Annotated in this window: 16 protein-coding genes; 8 read left to right on the top strand and 8 right to left on the bottom strand. The window is 51.4% G+C overall.

What is annotated here, in order from left to right; genetic code table 11:
* Window positions 1-2: 2 nt before the first annotated feature.
* From MMG03_RS01035 to nadA, 6 genes are all read right to left on the bottom strand, one after another.
* Window positions 3-1,139, bottom strand: coding sequence for a glycosyltransferase (locus tag MMG03_RS01035; protein ID WP_249505420.1), 1,137 nt, complete (start codon window positions 1,137-1,139; stop codon window positions 3-5).
* A gap of 106 nt (window positions 1,140-1,245) precedes the next feature.
* The gene (locus tag MMG03_RS01030) at window positions 1,246-3,408 is read right to left on the bottom strand and encodes an ATP-dependent RecD-like DNA helicase (RefSeq protein ID WP_249505419.1); all 2,163 of its coding nucleotides are present in this window, start codon (window positions 3,406-3,408) and stop codon (window positions 1,246-1,248) included.
* Window positions 3,409-3,504: 96 nt separating this feature from the next.
* The gene (locus MMG03_RS01025; RefSeq protein WP_073233412.1) at window positions 3,505-5,058 is read right to left on the bottom strand and encodes a carbon starvation protein A; all 1,554 of its coding nucleotides are present in this window, start codon (window positions 5,056-5,058) and stop codon (window positions 3,505-3,507) included.
* A gap of 24 nt (window positions 5,059-5,082) precedes the next feature.
* On the bottom strand, window positions 5,083-6,303 hold the full coding sequence (locus MMG03_RS01020; RefSeq protein ID WP_101478662.1) for a DUF6588 family protein: 1,221 nt from the start codon (window positions 6,301-6,303) through the stop codon (window positions 5,083-5,085).
* Window positions 6,304-6,377: 74 nt separating this feature from the next.
* Window positions 6,378-7,055 (bottom strand): hypothetical protein, encoded by a 678-nt coding sequence (locus MMG03_RS01015; RefSeq protein ID WP_249505418.1) that lies wholly within the window; start codon window positions 7,053-7,055, stop codon window positions 6,378-6,380.
* A 117-nt stretch (window positions 7,056-7,172) separates the two neighbouring features.
* Complete coding sequence (gene nadA / locus MMG03_RS01010; RefSeq protein WP_249505417.1) at window positions 7,173-8,189, bottom strand: quinolinate synthase NadA; 1,017 nt, start codon at window positions 8,187-8,189, stop codon at window positions 7,173-7,175.
* 356 nt (window positions 8,190-8,545) lie between these two features.
* Between nadA and MMG03_RS01005 the strand changes: the two genes are divergently transcribed.
* Window positions 8,546-9,268 (top strand): FISUMP domain-containing protein, encoded by a 723-nt coding sequence (locus tag MMG03_RS01005; RefSeq protein WP_073155399.1) that lies wholly within the window; start codon window positions 8,546-8,548, stop codon window positions 9,266-9,268.
* A gap of 16 nt (window positions 9,269-9,284) precedes the next feature.
* Here MMG03_RS01005 and MMG03_RS01000 read toward each other — a convergent pair whose 3' ends face one another.
* Window positions 9,285-11,879: an RNA helicase gene (locus tag MMG03_RS01000; RefSeq protein WP_073283256.1), complete on the bottom strand. Its 2,595-nt coding sequence runs from the start codon at window positions 11,877-11,879 to the stop codon at window positions 9,285-9,287.
* 91 nt (window positions 11,880-11,970) lie between these two features.
* On the opposite strand from MMG03_RS01000, the gene MMG03_RS00995 reads away from it, so the two are divergent.
* The 7 genes from MMG03_RS00995 to MMG03_RS00965 all read left to right on the top strand — a co-directional run bounded on the left by MMG03_RS00995 (window position 11,971) and on the right by MMG03_RS00965 (window position 19,274).
* A complete protein-coding gene (locus MMG03_RS00995) occupies window positions 11,971-14,070 on the top strand; it encodes a polysaccharide biosynthesis tyrosine autokinase (RefSeq protein ID WP_073233424.1) in 2,100 nt (699 codons plus the stop codon).
* Window positions 14,070-14,957 carry a glucose-1-phosphate thymidylyltransferase RfbA gene (gene rfbA, locus MMG03_RS00990; protein ID WP_073155406.1) on the top strand — a complete coding sequence of 296 codons (888 nt, stop codon included), beginning with the start codon at window positions 14,070-14,072 and terminating at the stop codon, window positions 14,955-14,957. Before MMG03_RS00995 ends, rfbA begins: the two co-directional genes overlap by 1 nt.
* Before the next feature lie 8 nt (window positions 14,958-14,965).
* Window positions 14,966-15,529: a dTDP-4-dehydrorhamnose 3,5-epimerase gene (gene rfbC / locus MMG03_RS00985; protein ID WP_073155408.1), complete on the top strand. Its 564-nt coding sequence runs from the start codon at window positions 14,966-14,968 to the stop codon at window positions 15,527-15,529.
* Between the two features lie 28 nt (window positions 15,530-15,557).
* The gene (locus tag MMG03_RS00980; RefSeq protein ID WP_073155412.1) at window positions 15,558-16,004 is read left to right on the top strand and encodes a low molecular weight protein-tyrosine-phosphatase; all 447 of its coding nucleotides are present in this window, start codon (window positions 15,558-15,560) and stop codon (window positions 16,002-16,004) included.
* An 18-nt stretch (window positions 16,005-16,022) separates the two neighbouring features.
* Window positions 16,023-17,165, top strand: a complete 1,143-nt coding sequence (locus MMG03_RS00975; protein WP_073155414.1) for a polysaccharide biosynthesis/export family protein — start codon at window positions 16,023-16,025, stop codon at window positions 17,163-17,165.
* 35 nt (window positions 17,166-17,200) lie between these two features.
* A complete protein-coding gene (locus MMG03_RS00970) occupies window positions 17,201-18,580 on the top strand; it encodes a mannose-1-phosphate guanylyltransferase/mannose-6-phosphate isomerase (protein WP_073155417.1) in 1,380 nt (459 codons plus the stop codon).
* A 109-nt stretch (window positions 18,581-18,689) separates the two neighbouring features.
* On the top strand, window positions 18,690-19,274 hold the full coding sequence (locus MMG03_RS00965) for an outer membrane beta-barrel protein (RefSeq protein ID WP_073283251.1): 585 nt from the start codon (window positions 18,690-18,692) through the stop codon (window positions 19,272-19,274).
* 135 nt (window positions 19,275-19,409) lie between these two features.
* Here the strand turns inward: MMG03_RS00965 and pheS are convergent, their stop codons facing one another.
* Window positions 19,410-20,432: a phenylalanine--tRNA ligase subunit alpha gene (pheS, locus tag MMG03_RS00960; protein ID WP_073233429.1), complete on the bottom strand. Its 1,023-nt coding sequence runs from the start codon at window positions 20,430-20,432 to the stop codon at window positions 19,410-19,412.
* Between the last annotated feature and the right edge of the window lie 148 nt (window positions 20,433-20,580).

Below are 20,580 nucleotides of genomic sequence, written 5' to 3'. Positions count from 1 at the left end.
GATTACTTCCATTTGAAGCGTCCGAAGAGGCCGAAGAGTACGGCCAGAACGGTGAAGGGGGCGTGGATGAACTCCACCGGGATACACCATTTGATCAAGTGTTCCTGCCTAAAGATTCTTAGCCCCCGGAGTATTAAAATCAGGTCACCGGCGCACTTGACGACGAATGTTATCGCTGTGGCCAGGAAAATTGTAAAGCTGAACGGTGAAAGGGCCGCCCCGATGCATTCCATCAGCAGGAACAGGAACACCATGCTCAGTACGAAAACGATTTTCGGTGTGTAATATATGGTCTTGGAGGCCCAGCGTTTGCGCTGTTCCCAAAGTTCCTTCAGGGTTTCCTTGCCGTTAGTCGTAACGAAGGTGGCTTCGTTGATACAGTAGCGCATGGCCCAGGGGCGGTCGGCTGCCAGTTTCTGCATCAGCAGGTCGTCGTCGCCGCTCTGGATCTTGATGACGTTTTCGAAGCCCTTGACGCTCTTGAAAAAACTCTTGCGGTAGGCCAGGTTGTTACCGGTACTGGTCAGGGGCAGGTGCATGGCCAAGCCTGCGGTTCCTGCCACTCTATATATAAGAGTCTCTACGGCCTGCATACAGATTAGAACGCCAGACTTACCCTTGACCGTGGGAATGTAGGAGTGACCTGCTACCAGTTCAATGCCGGGTTCGAATTCGGCGACGATGCCTGTGACCCAGGTGGGCTTTACGATGCAGTCGGCGTCGGTCAGGCAGAGGATTTCGCCGTTGCAGGCCTCGATCATCAGGCTCAGGGCGTGCTTCTTGGGGCTGACTCCCTCGGGAATGTCCTTGATGGTCAGGACATGGAACCTGTCGGGGTATTTGTCGACGTACTCGGCCAGGATTTTGGGAGTTCTGTCTGTGCTGCGGTCATCGGCGACCCAGACTTCCCAAAAACCGCGGTAATCCTGCTTCATGACCGATTCAAGAGTTTCGCGGATCCCTTCTTCTTCGTTTCGGGCCGCAATGAGGATGCTTACCTTTGGAGCGGGTTCCACATCGGAGTCGCCCTTACGCACAGAACCCAGCGCGCGGAAAAAGCGCACTTCGAGCCATGCGTAAAAAAGGCAGAACACTGCCAGGAGTGAAACCACTGTGTATGTAAGCACTGTAAAAAGCATTTCCGCGCAAAATGTAGTTCAAGAAAAAAGTTTTTTGATTCTTACAACGTCAAATGGTAGGCGAAAAAGCGTTTTTTGAGGGAATTTGGTTCGTTTAACCCCGAAATTAGAATCCTGTAGCCAGCCTTTCGGTAAGACGGGTAAAGCGGCGGGCGTTACGGATGGTACGTATGGCCTGGTGCAGGGAACCGGGTGCCGAGAGGATCCACACATGGCCCTTGGCACGGGTAATGGCCGTGTAGATCAGGTTCCGCTGGAGCATAACGTAATGGCTGGAATCCAGTACCACGATGACTGCCGGGTATTCGCTGCCCTGGCTCTTGTGGATGGTGCAGGCGTAGGCTAGGGTCAGTTCTTCCAACTCGTCGTCTTCGTAGTCTACGGTCTTGTCGTCGTAGAAAACGGTAATCTTCTTGTTGACCGCGTCCACGCGCCAGATTGTACCGACGTCGCCGTTAAAGACGTTCTTTTCGTAGTTGTTCTTCACCTGCATGACGCGATCGCCCTGGCTCCATTCGACGCCCATCATCTTGTGGCGGGGAACATTGGGGTTCAGCAAACCTTGCAGGAAGGGGTTCAACTCGAAAATACCAAGGGGACCCTTGCGCATAGGTACCAGGACCTGCATCTGCTCGGTGAGATTGATGTCCAGTTTGCTCTTGATGCCGGTGGAGATTAACTGCTCCAGATGGGCCTTGCATTCTTCGGGTGTCTCGAAGGGGACAAAGTGAAAGTTGGGGCCGTCAAGGGGAGTGGGGGTGATTCCCTGGTTAATCTTGCTTGCCTTTTCGGCGATGTCGTTGTCGCTGGCCTGACGGAAAATGTGCTGCAGACGGATATGGGGGAAGCCGGGGCTGCTGAGTAAATCGTTCAATACGTTGCCAGGTCCGACACTTGGCAACTGGTCGGCGTCGCCAACAATGACGATGCGGGCCTTCATGGGGATTGCGTCTAACAGAGAGGCGGCAAGCCAGGTATCCACCATACTGAATTCGTCAATGACCAGCAGGTTACAATCCAGCTGGTTCAAACCGTTTTTCGAGAATTTCCTGGAAACCGGATCCATTTCCAGAAGGCGGTGGATGGTGCTTGCCTTTTCGCCACAGCATTCGCCCATGCGCTTGGCGGCACGGCCCGTGGGGGCGGCAAGCAGGATGTTGTCGCCCAGCTTTCTGGCCAGATGGAGGATGCCCTTTAGAATGGTGGTCTTACCGGTGCCGGGTCCGCCCGTGATGATGAACATCCTGTGGCTCAGAGCCTGGATAATGGCGTCGCGCTGAATGGGGTCAAAAGAAAATTTCTGTGCCCTTTCCCAGTCCCGTAATTCCCTGTTGGCGAATTCTTCGCCGATGGCTTCGTAGTCGGTATTGCATAAACGGAATTTGATGTTGTCTGCAATTCGCTGCTCGGCGTTAAATAGGAGGGGGTGGAAACAGTCGTCGTTTATACGTCTGATTCTTTCGTTGCCGCAGAGGATGTCGAACTGGTCAATAAGACGGTTTACGGAATCCTCATCGTAAATGTCAATTCGCAGATTTTTGATGGCGCGGCTCAGCAACTGTTCCCTAGGGAGGAATACGTGGCCGTCTCCCATGGAGGCTTCCTGCAGGGTGTACAGCAAGGCTTCCTGCATACGGGTGGGACTGTCCTTGGGGAGCCCCAGCTTCATGGCGATTTCGTCGGCCTTTAAAAAGCCGATGCCGAAAACTTCCTCGCAGAGCATGTAGGGATTGTCGCGGATCTTGGGGACAGTCCCCTGGCCGAATCGGGTCCAGAGTTTTTTGGCGATGCTTCCTACGATGCCGTGGCTGTACAGGAACATCATGGTTTCGCGGCTGTGGCGTGCCTCTTGCCAGCGGGCCAGGAAAAGTTCCACCTTGGCCTTGGGCAGACCTTTAATTTTTACGCTGCGAAAACGGTCTGGATCGTTGTCTAAAACGTCGAAAGTTTCTTCGCCAAAAACATCATAGATGTTCTGCGCGGTCTTGGGACCGATACCCTGGCAAAGTCCGCTACCCAGGTAGGCCACCACGTCGCTGTCGTCGGCCATGGCGATGAGTTCAAAGGATGTACACTTGAACTGTGTGCCGAACTTGGGGTGACGTCCCCATTCTCCTTCGAACTTTATATTCTCGCCTACGTTCAGTTCCGGGAGGGTTCCCGTGACCACTACCACCTTCTTGGATTCCGCCTCATTAAGGCGCAAAACGGTAAAGCCATTCTGCGGACTGTGGAATGTGATGGATTTAATGGTCCCCTGGATTTGCATAGTTTAAAAGTTTAAAGGTTAAAGTTTCTCTTTCCGCTTAAACCTTTCCGCTTTAAGCTCGCTGCTCATAGCTCATGGCTCTTTACTTAGGTTGGCTTACTTTTGTTTTCTGCGCAACTGCGGATTGAAGTTATTCTTCTTGTCCAGTTCGTGGTCCCACTTGTCGGGGTCGAATTCGTTCCTCCTGGAAAGTTCCTTGCCGCGACGGACCAGCCAAACGCCCAGGGCGATGGCTACGAATACGGCCATGACTCTTGCGGTATTATAGTCCAGACCGAAACCTACGGGAGCTCCCTTCAAGTTGGTGGGGCTGACCCAGAGGATATAATCTGCGGTAATGAAAGTCATGAACATGCAGGGCAGAAGTGCAATCCAGAAATTCTTTTTCTTGCAGCGAAGGTAGACCACGGTAACGCAGAGGCTGCAGACGGCCATGAGCTGGTTACTCCAACTGAAGTAGTTCCACAGGATGTTGAAACCTTCCTTGTCCAGATTGCTCCAGAAGATAATGGCAAGGCAGATGGCGAACATGGGAACGGTCAAGAACAGACGGTTCTTGGCGGAAGTCTGATCAATGTGCAAAAGTTCTGCAATGGTCAGACGGAGGCTGCGGAGGCTTGTGTCGCCACTGGTAATGGCAAGTATAATCACGCCAACCACGACCAGCACAGAAATGGGGGCGAAGGGCAGCACGGTAGAAACCAGGGTGCTCAAGACCTTGACGCCGCTGGCGCCAGTAATCAGTTCCGGATGGAGGTGATAGATGAACATACCGCCGGCAGCCCAGATCATACCGATGAGACCTTCCAGAATCATCATACCGTAGAATGTCTGACGGCCGGTCTTTTCGGTAAATTCGGTACGTGCCACCAGAGGGCTCTGGGTACTATGGAATCCGCTGATGATGCCGCAGGCGATGGTTACGAACAGCATGGGCAAGATGGGCTGGTGAGCCGGATGTTGCGTAAAGTTGCTGCCGAAGTCGTTGAAGTTGATTTCGTCAAGTACGTTCAGGTTGGGGGCGATGCCCACGAGAATGGCGAGAGAGGCTAAAATCAGCAAACCGCCGAACACCGGGTAGATACGTCCGATAATCTTGTCGATGGGGAAGAATGTGCTGAGGAAGTAGTAAACGAAAATGCAGGCCACCGCAATCCAGAACAGGGTGGGGGATACGGCGTTACCGACGAGGATGGGGGTGTTGATCAGCTGGGCGGGGGTGTTGGTGAATACGGCGCCCACCAAAATCAGGGCTACGGAAATCAAGGTCATTACCACCTTGGAAGGACCCTTGCCCATGAACTTGCGGGAAAGGGCCGGCACGTTGTAACCGTTGTTGCGCATGCTGACCATACCGCTAAAGTAATCGTGTACGGCTCCGCCCAGCACGTTTCCCAGAGGCAGCAAGATGAAGACGATGGCGCCGAACTTGATGCCCAGAATCACGCCAATCACAGGACCGATACCGGCAATGTTCAAAAGCTGGATCAGCATATTCTTCCAGTGGGGGAGAACCAGACGGTCCACACCATCGGGATTTTCGGTGGCGGGAGTCTTGCGGTCGTCGGGGCCGAACACGTGTTCTACGAACTTGCCGTAAGTGAAGTAGCCGCCAATAAGGATAGCAACGCCAATTAGGAAAGTAATCATCTTGTGCCTTTTTGTTTTATTTGATTAATCGTCGTAAGACGGGGAGTCGAAATCGTCGTTGGAATTATCTGCGACAGGTTCTTCGTTGGAAATCTGTTCTGCAGAGTCATTCATTTCATTGTAGGAATCCTGAGCTTCTTCCTGGACTGATTCAACCTTGGATTCTTCCTTTTCGTTCACGGCGCCGCGAACGTAACCCTTTTCCTTTGCGATTTCGTCGGGGGTCTTGTCGTGACCCAACTGCTGACGGAAGTAAAGTACGTTGGTGGTGTAGCTGGACTTGCCGGCGTAATCGAATCCGAGAACCGGGTGGAAGGAACTACCGAACTGGAAGGCCACGGCCAGGCCGAACTTGAAACCGTTATTGCCGTCTACAGAAATGTTGGGGTTAATAACGTTGGTTTCGATTTCAGCGCCGGTGAAGGGATCTGTTCCGGCAACCTGGTACATGTGGCCAGAAGACTTCATGGTGGCGCTCTGGTAACCCAAGGTCATCATCACTTCGATAAAGTTGATGGGCTTATAGCCAATGACAACGTCAAACGTGGTGGCGGAAACATCCAGATCGAGAGAGCCCTTGTATTCGTCGGGGCGGTAGCCGATGCCGCTGGTGCTGTAGCCGAAGACAAAGCTTACGTCAAGGCCCTGGGCTGCGGGAGGCAACATATACTGGAACAGGTGACCGAAACTATACTGCAGACCGAAACCGAAAAGATTGAACTTGGTCAGATTGCTGATGCTGGGCAGGAACATACCGCGCAGGACAACGCGTGCGTGGTAGAAACTGCCTGCAACTTGCAGATAGGGGTAAGTGAAAACTCCCAGACCGTTCAAGGTCTCGTTACCGTAAACTAGGCCGGTGTTTTCCTGGGGATTGCCGTGTTCGCCGAAAATGGTGGGGACATCGAAGGCCATGGGAGTTCCGTAGATGTCAAAGGTTTCGGAGAATTTTCTGTCATCATCTCCGATAGGGACGATGGAGAAGGGCATGCCCACTTCAAATGTCAGACTCTGGGGAACGTTTGCGCTTACATACCAGTTGCTGTTCAGCACATTGCCCAGATTGTCGATAATGGGCTTTACATAGCCGGGGCGGTTGTTGTAATACTCGTTGAGTACGCCCTTGTCTTCGAAGGCGGCCATGGATTCGTAGGTGGATGCCCAGCCCTTGGCGTCCATGGCAAATGTGTTGGCGGTTGCTGCGAGGCAGCTGAAAGCGAAAGCGATTCTAGAGATTGTTTTCATGGTCGCCAAAGATAGAAATTGACGACTTTTTTTGCACGGCCTCTAAATGTAAAAGTCCGAGGTTGATGTATTGTCTAGAAGGTATACTGCAGACTGACAGAGGCCAGCACGAAGGTCTGCCACAGGTACGGATCCAGATCGCAATTGTCGGTTCTTCCGCTGTATGCGTTCTTGAACCAGTTTTCGTAAACCTTGATTGCCGGAACCATGGAAAGCTGGTCTGTAAAGTAGTAATGGAGGTTGGCGATAAAGCCTACTGCAGAACCCATCAGTTCAGAACTCTGGACGCCTCCATCCTGGAAGTAGACAGAATTTTTAGTGTTGATGCTTGTGTAGGAGTAACCGCCGCCGAGGCCGATCTGGAAATAGTCGGGCCAGAATAAGTTGTATGTAAACTCAAAGCCGAGACGCCAAATGCGGGAATCTGCCGTGTAGGATTCATCGGGAAAACCGGCTAAGGTCTGGTTGGATGTCCAATACTGGAAATTCAGGGCTAGGGTGAACTGGGCTATGTTGGCACCGATGGTAAGGTCGGGTGTTGCCAGAAAATCCAGGGCTGGCTGGTGAATGAGACCTTTTTTGCCTGCGGTATCTGTGATTGCAGTCGACCTTTCGTTAAAGTCGCCCTTAGATGCGATAATGCCGAAACCTACTTCTGCAAAGTAGGACTTGGGCCAGTATCCCTCGTCGGCAGCTGCCTGAGAAAACAGCATACCGACCACGGCAATCAGAACAAAAAGAAACTTCTTCATCAATTTCCTCAAAAAGCGATGGGCTGTGAGAGGTGAGCAATGAGTTAAAGCTTGGCACCTCGCATAACTCTACCCCAGTAAACAGTCTACAGTCTACTGTCTACTTCCAACTTCCAACTATTTTGCTGCGTAGTAGAACATGGCGTCGATGCACTTCTTGGCGGCGACGCGGGTGGCTTCGTCCAGTTCCACATGCTGGGCTGCTTCCGGATGACGGAGGGTTTCCAGGATGTTTTCCAGGGAGTTGGACTTCATGTACTTACACATGCTGCAGCTGCCGATAAAGCGCTTGTTGGGGAACTCGTACTGCATACGGGCATTGAGACCGCATTCGGTAAGGAGCAGGAACGGGGTGCCTTCGGGCTGGTCCTTGATGTAGGTGACCATCTGGCCGGTGCTGCCTACGTAATCGCTGAGGAGGGCGACACCCGGGTGGCATTCGGGATGGCTCACCACCTTCAGACCCGGATTCTGGCTACGGAAGAAGTTGATCAGTTCGGAATCGTAGGTTTCGTGCACGTAGCAGCAACCGCTGTGGAGAACGATTTCCTTCTTGATGTTACGCTTCTTCATTTCGTCGATGAGGTTCTGGCCCATGAGTCCATCGGGTACAAACACGATCTTGTCGTTTTCGAGAGAGCTTACGATCTTCATCACGTTGGAGCTGGTAACGCAAACGTCGCAGTTTGCCTTTACGTCGGCGGTGGTGTTGATGTAGCAGACGAAGGTGTGGTCCGGATACTTTTCGCGGAGGGCGCGGACTTCGGCTCCGGTAATGGAGTCGGCCAGGCTACAGCCGGTAAGGGGTCCGGGAATCAAGACGTCCTTGGTGGGGTTCAGAATCTTTGCGGTTTCACCCATGAAACGGACTGCGGAGAAGACGATGGTCTTTGCTTCCACCTTGGTGGCGTCCTGGCTCAGCTTGAAACTGTCGCCGTCGTAGTCGGCAACACCCAGGATGATTTCCGGGGCAACGTAACTGTGGGCGAGAATGACGGCGTCACGTTCCTTCTTCAGTTCGTTGATTTCGTTGATGATGGGAAGCATCTGTTCCACTTTTTCCATGGAATAGGTGCAAAGGACAGCTCCAGGCTGGATAGTCTTAAGACGATTGTAAAGTTCTTCTGCGGTCATGGCCTAAATATAAAAAAAATTAGACGGACCCCATCAGCGTCCCCACCCCAGAACCGCGAGACATTGGATACCAGATATAGGATATGAGATATCAGATACGAGATACGAATTATCATAATCGCGCCGATGGCGCCTTGCGTCGCCCTGTGGGCGCTCAGGGTCTCATGCATTCATGGGATTCTGAAACGAGTTCAGAATGACAGTCCGCTCAGTATACTTCTTTTGTGTCTCATGATTCCTCTTCACTCTTCACTCTAGTCTTTCTCCTCCCTTGGCATGGGTTTTGCATATAGGGGACGTCTAATTGGAAAAGAAATGAAAAGATTTCAAATAGTGTAAAGAATAGGGTGTAAATTATGTTTTTTAACCGTACTGAATTTACGAAAACTGTAAAAGACGAAGAGCATGCCGCATACTTGATGAAAAACGGCGTGAAATTCGATTATGGTTCCTTAGTTGACGAACGTGACGGTGAAATCTACAGTACGGTAAAAATCGGAAACCAAATCTGGATGGCGGAAAACCTTCGTTATGTGAGTAAGGGCGGTGCCGCCGACGACGATGTGGGAAGTTACGCCTACGGCGAGGTGGAAAAAAATGTGGGCAAGTTCGGTAGACTTTATACCTGGGCCGCCGCCATGAATTTAAGCCCCCGCTATAACGAAGACGAATTGGGCGCTGAAGGGGAATCGCTGATTACGTCGGGCAGGTTCCGCGGAATCGCACCCGAAGGTTGGCACATCCCTTCTGAAGAGGAATGGCATGAACTGTGCGAATTTTGCAGAAGCTTGCAGGACGGTCTGCCGGGAACCATGCTAAAGTCTTCCGAGTACTGGGAAGAATGCTACGGCTCCGTGGTGGGCAAGGATAGCGTAGGTTTTGCTTCCATACCTTCTGGCGGCCGCTATAGCATGGGTTACTTTTATGACTTGAACAAGTCTGCCTATTACTGGACTTCCACCAGCATGGGAAATGAATATGCTAGATATCGCAGCATTTCATTTCGTGGCGGAAAGATCGGTGCCGATTATACCTACAAGACCGACGCCTTTGCTATCCGCTGCGTGAAAGACTGCTAGGCGCCGGCGCGATGTTTTAGACTTCCCCGATGCGGACCATGTTCAGGAGGGGCATGCCTGCCTCACGGCATTCCTTTAGATCAATCTTGAAGTCAATACTCCAGTCATTGAAATCTTCTTCGTCCTGAAGCATCTGCTGGACGTGCATGATTTCGCCTTCGTAGGTAATGATGGTGTGGTGTACGGAACGTCCTTCCACATCCAGGCGGAACTTGTGGTGTTCTGCAATGTAGGCTGCCATGATTTCCATCAGACGGTTTTCGGTCCAGGGTTTGCCTTCGCCATCCACTAGCATTTGGCCTTCTGCAAGGTCGTCTGCCAACATATCCAATACGTCGCCAAAAGCCTGCTTCTGCAATGCACTCATGAGCTGGAAAATGCGCTGGCGGACCATGTTGATAAAGCGCTTCTTGTCGTAGGTAATGTCTGCGGCCACCTTGTCGGCACCGAAGGCGGTTTCCATTTCGGTGGCGCCTGCATCGTCCATACGTTTCTGGTAGTCTTCGGGGTGGGCCATCTTTTCCCATTCTTCCAACAGGCTGCTGTCCGTTCTGCGGATCATATCGCCCAGGAATTCTTCCATGTCGTGGAGTTCCTCGTTCTTGTAGCTGTCGGGAACGGTCTGGGCCAACACCTTGTAAACCCCGTTCAGGTGTCGGAGCAAGATGGCTTCCATGCGCTGCAAACCATACTGCTTGATGTAACCGCTGAAGGTGCTGAAGTTTTCGAACATCTCGCGGACAATAGACTTGGGTTCCACATTTACGTCTACCCAGGGGTGGGTTTCGGCAAAGTTATTGTAGGTGTCGTAAATGAAATCCCGCAACGGCTTGGGGTATTCCACCTTTTCCAATTCTTCCATGCGCTGGTTGAATTCCATGCCCTGGGCCTTCAGTTCTTCCATGCGGGCGTTCTTGGCCTTGTTCATCTGGATGCGGAGAATGGCTTCGGGATTTTCAACGATGCTTTCGCATAAAGTAATGACGTCCAGTGCGTATTCGGGGCTTTCACGATCCAGCTTGGGCAAGGTATCCAGTAGATAAAGTGAAAGGGGCTGGTTCATGGAAAAGTCATCTTGCAGATCCATGTTCACGCGAAGTTTGCTGTAGCCCGGTGCCACTTGCGGGGCAAATTCGATAATATGGCCTTCTACCAGACCACGGAAAAGCTGGAAGGCGCGCTTGCTCAACTGCTTTTTGCTGGCGGCCGTTTCGTGACAGTCCTTGATCAGGTTGCGCATGGCCTTGCAACCGTCGGTGGGACGGCTGAGGATGTTCAAGAGCATGCCATGGCTGACGTGGAAACTGGAGGTCAGCGGTTCCGGCTGGGCCTGGATCAAACGTTCGTAGGTGTTCTTGTCGAAGGGAACGTAGCCGTGTTCAGGCGGCTTTTTCTTCTGGAACTTCTTGCCGGTCTGTTTTGTCTTGGCTTCCAGTTTCAGATTTTCGATGACGTGTTCCGGGGCCTGGGCCACAACGTAACCGATGTCGTCAAAACCCTTGCGGCCTGCGCGGCCTGCAATCTGGTGGAAGTCTCTAGCGGTTAGAATAGCGGTCTTGTCGCCGCTATATTTGCAAAGCTGGGTGAACAGCACGGAACGAATGGGAACGTTCACGCCTACGCCAAGAGTGTCTGTTCCACAGATGACCTTCAGCAGACCTTTTTGGGCCAGTTTTTCACACAGGATGCGGTACTTGGGAAGTAGACCCGCATGGTGGATGCCAATGCCCTGCTTCAGCCAACGTTTTACTTCGGGGCCGTAAGGACTGCTGAAACGCATTTCCTTGATGGCCTCGTTAATGGCCACCTTTTCTTCCTTGGTGCAAAGGTCCAGACTCATGAAGTTCTGGGCGTTGGTAGCGGCTGCGGCCTGGGTAAAGTGAACCACGTAAACAGGGCCCTTCCCTTCGTTGATCAGTCGCTGAACTGTGTTGGAAATTTCGGTTTCGGAGTAGGTAAAATCCAGGGGTACGGGGCGCTGGGTGGAGCGAACGGTGACGGATTCCTTGCCCGTATGCTTGGTCATTTCCTTTTCGAAAAATTCCGTGGCGCCTACGGTGGCGCTCATGAGCAAAAAGCGGGTGTTGGGCATGGTTAAAAGAGGAACCTGCCAGGCGACACCGCGTTCCTTGTCGGAATAGTAATGGAATTCGTCCATGACCACGTCGGAAATGGTAGACTGTTCCCCTTCGCAGAGGGCCATGTTGGCAAGGATTTCTGCGGTACAGCAGATGATGGGGGCGTCGCGGTTGACGGTAGCGTCTCCTGTAGAAAGTCCTACATTTTCGGGACCGAACTCCTTGCACAAGGCCATCCACTTTTCGTTGACCAGGGCCTTGATGGGGCAGGTGTAGACGCTGCGTCGGCCGTGGGCCAGACTGTCAAAATGGAGCGCCAGGGCTACCATGGATTTTCCTGAACCCGTAGGCGTATTTAGAATAACGTTTTTCCCGTCTAAAAGTTCAAGGATTGCCTCTTCCTGGGCGGGGTACAGCGTAGTACCCTTGGCATCAGCCCAGGCCAGAAAGTTTTCCAGCAGGGCTTCAGATGATACATCGGAATCGGCTTTAGTCAAGTAGTCTTTTAAAGAAACGGGGGCTTTTTCAGTCATAAAAGTAAAGATAGTTTTTTGAGGGAACGTCTGATTTTTTAAATTTGAGTTCATTGGTGTGAATTTAAACTCGTTCTAGATAAGGGTCTTTATGGCATCGAAAAAGAAAGAAGAAACCGACTTGACTGAATTGCTTAAGGATGTTGCCAAAAATTGGTATATCATGCTGCCTTGCTTAGTGGTTGCTGGCATTGTAGGTGTCTTTGTCTCCTTGTGGATTAGGCCTGTTTACCAGGTAGATGCTCTTCTTCAGATTGAATCGAAAAACAGCAAGAACTCTATGGGTATGATGGGTGGACTTGGAGCCCTTTTCTCCAACGCTTCTCCTGCCGAAACAGAAATTGAGTTGATTCGTAGCCGTCAGGTGATGGGTGCCGCTGTCGAAAAGATGCGCCTGCAGTACGAGGCTGAACCCTTGAATTTCCTGGACCGTCTTCTCCATAGGGAAGGCAGACTTGACCTTGCGCAGATTGAAGTCCCCTGGGATAGCGTCCCCAAGACTGACAAGATTAAGGAATGGGAAGTGGAAATCAAGGACAGTACTGGTCGTTTTGACCTGTATGACCACCTTGATAAAGTTGTTCTGTCGGGTGAACCTGGCCATACCTACAAGTTTCCCTATGCCGGTGATTCTGCCGCATTTGGCATTATCAGCTGCGATGTTCGCCCGGGTCAGCGTTTTGTCGTCCGTAAGCGTAAGCGTCTCGATGCCATCAGTTCGTTCCGTAGCGCCTTTGACGTAAAGGAAAAGGGTAAAAAGACTGGAATCCTGGAATTTACCTATCAGGATATCTATCCGGATCGTGGCATGGCCGTATTGAATGAGGTAGCCTCTTCTTATTTACGTCAGAATGTGGAAGAACGTAATGCTGAAGCCCAGAAGACGTTGGAATTCCTGGAAAAGCAGCTGCCTGATGTGAAGGCCCAGATGGATTCCTCTCTCATGAACTTGAACGCCTATCGTAACCGCGTGGGTTCTGTAGACGTGAATGCAGAAACTCAGTTGGTGCTTCAGCGCCGCATGAAGTTGCAACAGGACATTCTTGCCTTGCAACAGCGTAAGCAGGAAGCGATTCGACTTTTCCATTCTGAACATCCTACTGTAAAGACTCTGGAAGATCAGGAAGATGCCTTGAAGCGTGAACTGGCAGGAACCGCCAGCCAGGTAAAGAAGCTTCCCACCACTCAGCAGGAAGTGCTAAAACTGACTAACGAAGTGGAACAGAGCAAGATTCTCTACACCACCATGCTGAACAATATCCAGCAGCTGCGTCTTGTTTCTGCCGGTGAAGTGGGCTCCGTGCGTATTGTGGACTTTGCTGAAAAGGCTCTCAGACCCACTAAGCCCAAGCCCAAGCTGATTGTTGCTGTCGCCCTGTTCCTTGGCTTCCTGTTTGGTACTTTGATTATTTCTCTGAAGACCAAGTTCAGCAGCGGTGTAAAGAGCGCTAGCTTTATCGAAAAGGAAACTGGTTTTACGGTTTATGCAAAGGTGCCCAAGGGCAATCCCCAGGGAACCAAGGGCACAAGACCGCTGGCCGTGGTGGAACCCGACGACGTGGCCGTGGAATCCCTCCGTGCTCTCCGTTCTTCCCTGGAATTCTCTATGATGGACGATAATGGTTCTGTCATTGGTGTTAGCGGCCTGATTCCCGGCGTAGGCAAGAGCTTTATTTCTGTGAACTTGGCAGCCTTGTTTGCAGGTCTGGGCAAGAAGGTCTTGCTCATTGATGCGGATCTCCGTAAGGGTCGCCTCCATAAGGAATTCGGAATCAAGCGCGGCAACGGTCTTTCCCAGGTGCTGCTCCGTGAAGTCCAGGTGGAAGAAGTTATTCACCCCACCGAAGTGGAAAACATGTTTGTGATCCCCTGCGGCAATGTCCCTGCCAACCCGGCTGAACTTCTTGGCTCCAGGCATTATTCCGATTTGATTGAAAGATTTAAGTCTGAGTATGATCTGGTGATTGTGGATACTCCGCCGATCATGCTGGTGACGGATGCTGCCCTGGCTTGCCGCCTGGCTGCCCAGATCGTTATGGTCATCGAATACAATAGGCATTCTATTGAAGCCATTCAGGAAGGTATGGGCCAGATCCTCAAGGGCAACAGTACTGCTCATGCTTCTATTGTCATCAACAAGTATGAACATAGCCGCACCGAAGGTTACGGCTACAAGTACGGGAAATACTAATGAAAGGTATTGTGCTCGCCGGTGGTTCCGGTACTAGACTTTATCCCCTGACCATGGTGACTTCGAAACAGCTGTTGCCTGTTTACGACAAGCCCATGATCTATTACCCGCTGTCTACTTTGATGTTGGCGGGAATCCGTGATATTTTGATTATTTCCACTCCGACGGACCTTCCCAATTTTGAACGTCTGTTGGGTGATGGTTCCTCGATGGGTCTCAACCTTAGCTATAAGGTTCAGCCCAGCCCTGATGGCCTAGCCCAGGCTTTTATTCTGGGTGAGGAATTTATTGGAAATGATTGCTGCGCCATGGTTCTCGGCGACAATATTTTCTACGGCAACGGCTTTAGTCCCCTTCTGAAGGCTGCCGTCAAGAACGCCGAACAGAACGGTCGCGCCAGTGTGTTCGGTTACTATGTGGATGATCCCGAACGTTTCGGTGTTGTGGAATTTGACGAAGCCGGAAAGGTGATTTCTGTAGAAGAAAAGCCCAAGGAACCCAAGAGCAATTATGCCATTACCGGCTTGTATTTCTATGACAACCGCGTGGTCGAATATGCCAAGTCCCAGAAACCCAGCGCTCGCGGAGAACTGGAAATTACGGACCTGAACAAGACCTACCTGGATCAGGGTGACTTGGATGTGAAGTTGCTGGGTCGCGGTTTTGCCTGGCTGGATACCGGTACCATGGACAGCCTGATCGAGGCTGGAGACTTTGTTCGTATGGTGGAAAATCGCCAGGGCATCCAGATCAGCGCCATAGAAGAAATTGCCTACATCAATGGCTGGATCAGCAAGGACAAGTTGCTGGAATCTGCTGCCAAATATGGTAAGAGCCCCTATGGCCAGCACTTGCGTAAAGTCGCCGAAGGAAAGATTAGATATTAGGTAATCATATGGGAAAGTTCAATTTTATAAAGACCAGTATTGAAGGCGTAACTATCGTTGAACCCACCGTCTATGGTGATCATCGCGGTTACTTCATGGAGACCTATAACAAGGCCGAATTTGATGAAGCCGGTCTTGATATGGTTTTTGTTCAGGATAATGAATCCCGCTCCAAGAAGGGTGTCCTTCGCGGCCTTCATTTCCAGAAAAAGAATCCCCAGGGCAAGCTTGTCCGCGTGTTGGAAGGTGAAGTTTATGACGTGGCTGTGGACCTGCGCAAGGGCAGCCCCACTTTCGGCAAGTACGAAGGTGTGGTGCTTTCTGCCGAAAACAAGCGCCAGTTCTACATTCCCGAAGGCTTTGCTCACGGTTTTGTGGTTTTGAGTGAAACTGCAACCTTTGTGTACAAATGTACACGCCTTTATGATCCCAAGGATGAAGGCGGTCTGTTCTGGAATGACCCGGCCATCGGAATCGAGTGGCCTGTGGGAAATGGTTTTGAACCGCTTCTCAGCGAAAAGGACACCAAGAACCCTCTGTTGAAGGATCTTGGCTTCGCTTTTGAATTGTAATCGGCCTAATTTTTTTATTATTAACCTGATGAAAAATATTCTTGTTGTATGTACCGGCAATATTTGCCGTAGCCCCACGGGCGAATACCTTCTCAAGAAGGAACTCGGCCCCGATTATAATGTGATGAGTGCTGGTCTGGGTGCCCTGGTGGATCACCCTGCTCACGAAATCAGCCAGAAGATTGCCCTGGAACATGGTGTAGATATGAGTGCCCATCGTGCACGTCAGATCAACCTGGATATTGTAAAGTGGGCCGACTTGATTCTAACTATGGAAAACGGTCAGAAGATGGATATTCTTGCCCGCTATCCCTTTATGGAAGGCAAGGTTTTCCGTTATGGCGAAAACATGAGGGTCGACGTACCTGACCCCTATCGCCGTCCGGAAAATGCATTTGTTCTTGCATGGAATTACATCTCCAAGCTGACTCCCTACTGGGTCGAAAAAATTAAACAGAGTGAGGGCCAGGCCTAGGCCTGGTGTGAGGAATTTATGAAGAAGATTTGTTTGGGACTTTGCGGTGTTGCTGCTGCCCTCTTGTCTGGATGCGCCGCTGGTCCCCAGATGCAGATGGCTCTGCCTGGCGATTCTGCCGAGTATAATGGTTATACCGTTCGTGTTCACTACATTGATCAGGGCGATCTGGGCAAGGCAAACGTTGCCGCCGCCTCTGCTGAAGAAGAATCTGCCGCAGGCAATCTCAAGGATTTGATGGTGGATTCCCTGCCTCAGCTGGAATACCATATTGGACCTCTGGATATGGTCCAGATCGTGGTTTGGGAACATCCGGAACTGACTTCTCCTATGGGTCAGTACCAGCCTGCCGGTCAGAAGGTCACTACCGATGGCAAGCTGTTCTACCCCTATGCCGGTGAATTGAATGTCGCTGGCTTGACTGCACAGGAACTTCGTTTAGAAATTACAAAGCGCCTCTCCGATAAGATTTTGAACGATCCCCAGGTGGACGTGCGTGTGACGGGTTACAATGGTCGCAAGGCTTTTGTTTCTGGCGCCGTGAACAAGCCCGGTGCTGTAGGCTTTGATGAAAAGCCCATGACTTTGCCCGACGCTATTTCCCTTGTGGGTGGATTTGATGAATATGCCGATCCTTCCGCCATGCAGTTCCGCCGCGATGGCAAGGTTTATAGTATCAACTATCTGGATGCTTTCCAGAACAATCTAGCTCTTGAAAAGATTCTGCTCCGCCCCGGTGACCAGATCTTTGTTCCCGCTCTGAAGGAAACTCAGAAGAGCAACAAGGTTTACGTTCTTGGCGAAGTTGGCCGTGTAGGAACCGTAGATGTGAACAATGGCAAGCTGAGCCTTGTAGAAGCTTTGGCTTCTTCCGGTGGTCTGAATGCCTTGAATGCGGATTCCCGTTCCGTGTATGTGATTCGCAATTCCAATGAGACGACAATCGATGTCTATCTGCTGAATGCCAAGAATGCCATGGCCCTTGCTATGGCAGAACGCTTCAACCTGTCTTCTCATGACGTGGTCTATGTGGACGCTTCTGGCCTTGCAACCTGGAACCGTATCATTTCTTTGATTGCTCCGACCGGTGCTCTGCTTAACAATGCTGCAAGTACTGGACGTAATATCCAGTTGATGTCCAGCGGTCAGTGGGGACGGTAATAATTCTCTAAGTTTAATTTATAGGGTGTAACTCAATGATCAACCTTATCCTTTGTGGTGGTAACGGCACTCGCCTCTGGCCCGTAAGCCGTTCCCTGATGCCGAAACAGTTTGCTCCGCTCTTTGACGGACAGTCCCTCTTCCGCAAGACCGTGGTGACCAACTCCGCAGTCTGCGAAGCCCAGTTCATCGTTTCCAACGCCGACCAGTTCTTCCTGGCTAAGGACCAGCTGGAAGCCGAAGGCAAGAAGGGCGGCAAGTTCCTGCTGGAACCGGTGGGCCGTAATACCGCCCCTGCCATCGCCCTGGCCTGCTTGACCCTGGATCCCGAAGAAATCGTCCTGGTTTCTCCGTCCGACCATGTGATCCGCAAGAAGGATGAATACAAGGCTGTTTTGCTCCGCGCCCAGGAACTTGCCAAGGAAGGCAACCTGGTCACTTTCGGTATCACTCCCACCAGCCCCGAAACTGGCTACGGCTACATCGAAGCCGATGGCGAAAACGTAAAGCGTTTTGTAGAAAAGCCGGACCGTGCCACTGCCGAAAAGTATTTGCTGGCAGGTAACTTCTACTGGAATTCCGGTATCTTCTGCTTCAAGGCAAAGACCTTCCTCGACGAACTCCAGAAGCATTCTCCGGATATTTTGGCCGCTTCCAAGAAGGCTCTGGCCAATACCGCCATTGAAGAAAAGGAACCCATCCGCGTTTCTATGGATGACATGATGGCCATTCCTTCCAATTCCATCGACTACGCCGTCATGGAAAAGTCCGACAAGGTGAAGGTGGTTCCCAGCGATATCGGCTGGAGCGATCTCGGTTCCTTCGACAGCCTCTATGGCGAATATCCCCACGACGAAAATGGTAACAACGTAAACCCCCGCCACATTGCAGTGGGCTCCAAGAACTCCCTGGTCATGGGTTCCCAGCGTGCCATCGCAACCATCGACCTTGACAAGATGCTCATCGTTGATACACCCGACGCACTTCTCGTTGCTCCTCTCAGCAGCAGCCAGAAGGTAAAGCAGGTGGTGGAAGAACTGAAAGTCCGCGGCTCTGACCTGATCAGCGTGCCTCAGACGGTGAACCGCCCCTGGGGTACCTACTCCGTGCTGGAATCCTCCGAACGCTACAAGATGAAGCGTATCGTGGTGAAGCCGGGCAAGCGCCTCTCCCTGCAGAAGCACCTGCACCGTTCTGAACACTGGGTCGTAGTCAGCGGTACCGCAACCGTCACCGTGGGCGACAAGGTGTTCTACGTCCGTCCCAACGAATCCACCTACATCCCTGTTGGCGAAGTACACCGCCTGCAGAACGAAGGCAAGCTTCCGCTGGTCATCGTCGAAATCCAGGTGGGCGAATACACCGGCGAAGACGATATCATCCGCGTCGAAGATGACTTCCATCGTGTAAAGTAACATAGCTGTTTGTTTAGCAATAATGGGCCGCGAAAGATTTTCTTTCGTGGCTTTTTTTTATGGATAAGTTTTTATATTTGCTCCGCCTTAAATTAAATATGGAGGAAACATGAAAAAACTAATCGTTCTTGCTTTCGTTGCTTTTGCCGCCGTGCAGAGCTTTGCTGTGGGTCTCGGTCTCCGAGATGCTTTTATCGTTGGTTCCCTGATGGGTGATGCCGATGGTAACATCGGTACCGGTGATGCTTTCACTTTCGAAATGCTCTTCCCGGTTAACGAAAATTTCGGCATTCATACCGGTGCAGGTATTGAATACGCCATATATGACTTTGATGTGGATGATTATGATGACTACCATAGATACATCATGTATGTTGACATGAGTATCCCCGTACTGGCCCGTCTGAATTTTACTCCGGGTTTCTTCATGGATCTGGGTGTTAACCTGGGCCTTAACCTGACTACCTTGAGCTGGGCTGAATATGGAAGTAGGTCTACCGATGCAGAATCCATAGATGAGGCCAGTGGATTTAACGTAGACTTCGCTGCAGGCTTGGGCTATGTGTTCAAGTTCGGTCTGGGCATTGATGGCCGTATTACCTACGGTTTGACCAATGTTTTTGATTTGGATAATGTGGATTCAAACCGTTTCGGTATCCAAATCGGTCTTAGCTACTGGTTTAAGCAGCGCTAATTGTTGGACGTCTTAAACGAGATCGCAAACTATTAAAGAAAGGCGGACCTTGCAAGGTCCGCCTTTCTTGTTCGTAATTTTGTACGTAAAAAAGACCTCGCCAAAGGCGAGGCCCTGTAAAGCTTTTGGCTCGGACTAGAACTGGTCCAGGAAACGCTGGTCGTTGCCGGTGAGCAAGCCGATTTCCGGGATAGCGTGGCGGAGCATGGCGATACGGTCTAGACCGAAGCCGAATGCAAAGCCGGTGTACTTTTCACCGTCGATACCGCAGTTCTTGAACACGTTGGGGTCCACGGAGCCGCAGCCACCGATTTCCATCCAACCGGTGCCCTTGCAACGACGGCAGCCTTCGCCGCCGCAGAATACGCAGCTCACGTCCATTTCAGCGGAAGGTTCCGTGAAGGGGAAGAAGCTGGGGCGGAAACGGGTCTTGACGCCTTCACCGAAGAGCTTGTTCATGAACACCTGGAGGACGCCCTTCAGGTCTGCAAAGGAAATGTTTTCGTCTACCACCAGACCTTCGCACTGCTGGAACATGGGGGCGTGGGTAGCATCGTTATCGACGCGGAACACGTGGCCCGGAGCGATCATGCGGAAAGGCGGCTTGTGGGTTTCCATGTAATGAATCTGGGTGCCGCTGGTGTGGGTACGGAGCATCACCTTGTCGTCCACGTAGAAGGTGTCCTGCATGTCGCGGGACGGGTGGTCGGGAGGAGTGTTCAATGCTTCGAAGTTGTACCAGTCGGTTTCGATGTCGCGGCCGAAGTCCACTTCAAAGCCCATCTGGCTGAAGAAGTCGATGATCTCTTCGCGGACGTCGTACAGCGGGTGGGTCGAGCCAGACGGAATGCCTGCGCCGGGGAGGGATACGTCGACGCTGCCGCTGGAAAGTTTCTTCTGGAGGGCGGCTTCGTTGGCGGTAGCAATGGCCTTTTCGATTTCTTCGGAGACGGCCACCTTAAGTTCGTTGACGAGCTTGCCGAAAGCCGGCTTTTCTTCTGCGGAAAGGGAACCCATCTGCTTCATCAGGTCGGTTACCATGCCCTTCTTGCCAAGGTACTTCACGCGGAGGTTGTTAACGGCTTCTTGATTAGTGAGGTCAGTTTGAGCAAGTTCTGCGTCAAATGCCTGTTTTACGTTATTAATAGCTTCACTCATAGTGGGGCATAAGATAGAAATTTTTTGAGGTTCTTCTTGCAAGAGGCGATTAACAATGAACGATTAACAGTTATGAATTATGAGATATGAATTAGTAAGTTTGGCGCCTCTGGCGCGATTATAATATCTCAAGGGAGCCGCAGGCTCC

The sequence above is a fragment of the Fibrobacter sp. HC4 genome (genome assembly GCF_023373925.1).
GTDB lineage: Bacteria > Fibrobacterota > Fibrobacteria > Fibrobacterales > Fibrobacteraceae > Fibrobacter.
The sequence above is the reverse complement of the archived record's forward strand: the minus strand, read 5'-3'. Positions and strand labels throughout refer to the sequence as shown.

Bases quoted from the DNA above. Each gene is read 5' to 3' on its own strand.
- MMG03_RS01025 (WP_073233412.1), bottom strand. From the start codon at position 5,058: ATGATTACTTTCCTAATTGGCGTTGCTATCCTTATTGGCGGCTACTTC.
- MMG03_RS00980 (WP_073155412.1), top strand. From the start codon at position 15,558: ATGAAAAATATTCTTGTTGTATGTACCGGCAATATTTGCCGTAGCCCC.
- nadA (WP_249505417.1), bottom strand. From the start codon at position 8,189: ATGACCGCAGAAGAACTTTACAATCGTCTTAAGACTATCCAGCCTGGA.
- pheS (WP_073233429.1), bottom strand. From the start codon at position 20,432: ATGAGTGAAGCTATTAATAACGTAAAACAGGCATTTGACGCAGAACTT.
- MMG03_RS01020 (WP_101478662.1), bottom strand. From the start codon at position 6,303: ATGAAAACAATCTCTAGAATCGCTTTCGCTTTCAGCTGCCTCGCAGCA.
- MMG03_RS01000 (WP_073283256.1), bottom strand. From the start codon at position 11,879: ATGACTGAAAAAGCCCCCGTTTCTTTAAAAGACTACTTGACTAAAGCC.
- MMG03_RS01005 (WP_073155399.1), top strand. From the start codon at position 8,546: ATGTTTTTTAACCGTACTGAATTTACGAAAACTGTAAAAGACGAAGAG.
- rfbC (WP_073155408.1), top strand. From the start codon at position 14,966: ATGGGAAAGTTCAATTTTATAAAGACCAGTATTGAAGGCGTAACTATC.
- MMG03_RS00975 (WP_073155414.1), top strand. From the start codon at position 16,023: ATGAAGAAGATTTGTTTGGGACTTTGCGGTGTTGCTGCTGCCCTCTTG.
- MMG03_RS01035 (WP_249505420.1), bottom strand. From the start codon at position 1,139: ATGCTTTTTACAGTGCTTACATACACAGTGGTTTCACTCCTGGCAGTG.
- MMG03_RS00965 (WP_073283251.1), top strand. From the start codon at position 18,690: ATGAAAAAACTAATCGTTCTTGCTTTCGTTGCTTTTGCCGCCGTGCAG.
- rfbA (WP_073155406.1), top strand. From the start codon at position 14,070: ATGAAAGGTATTGTGCTCGCCGGTGGTTCCGGTACTAGACTTTATCCC.
- MMG03_RS00995 (WP_073233424.1), top strand. From the start codon at position 11,971: ATGGCATCGAAAAAGAAAGAAGAAACCGACTTGACTGAATTGCTTAAG.
- MMG03_RS00970 (WP_073155417.1), top strand. From the start codon at position 17,201: ATGATCAACCTTATCCTTTGTGGTGGTAACGGCACTCGCCTCTGGCCC.
- MMG03_RS01015 (WP_249505418.1), bottom strand. From the start codon at position 7,055: ATGAAGAAGTTTCTTTTTGTTCTGATTGCCGTGGTCGGTATGCTGTTT.
- MMG03_RS01030 (WP_249505419.1), bottom strand. From the start codon at position 3,408: ATGCAAATCCAGGGGACCATTAAATCCATCACATTCCACAGTCCGCAG.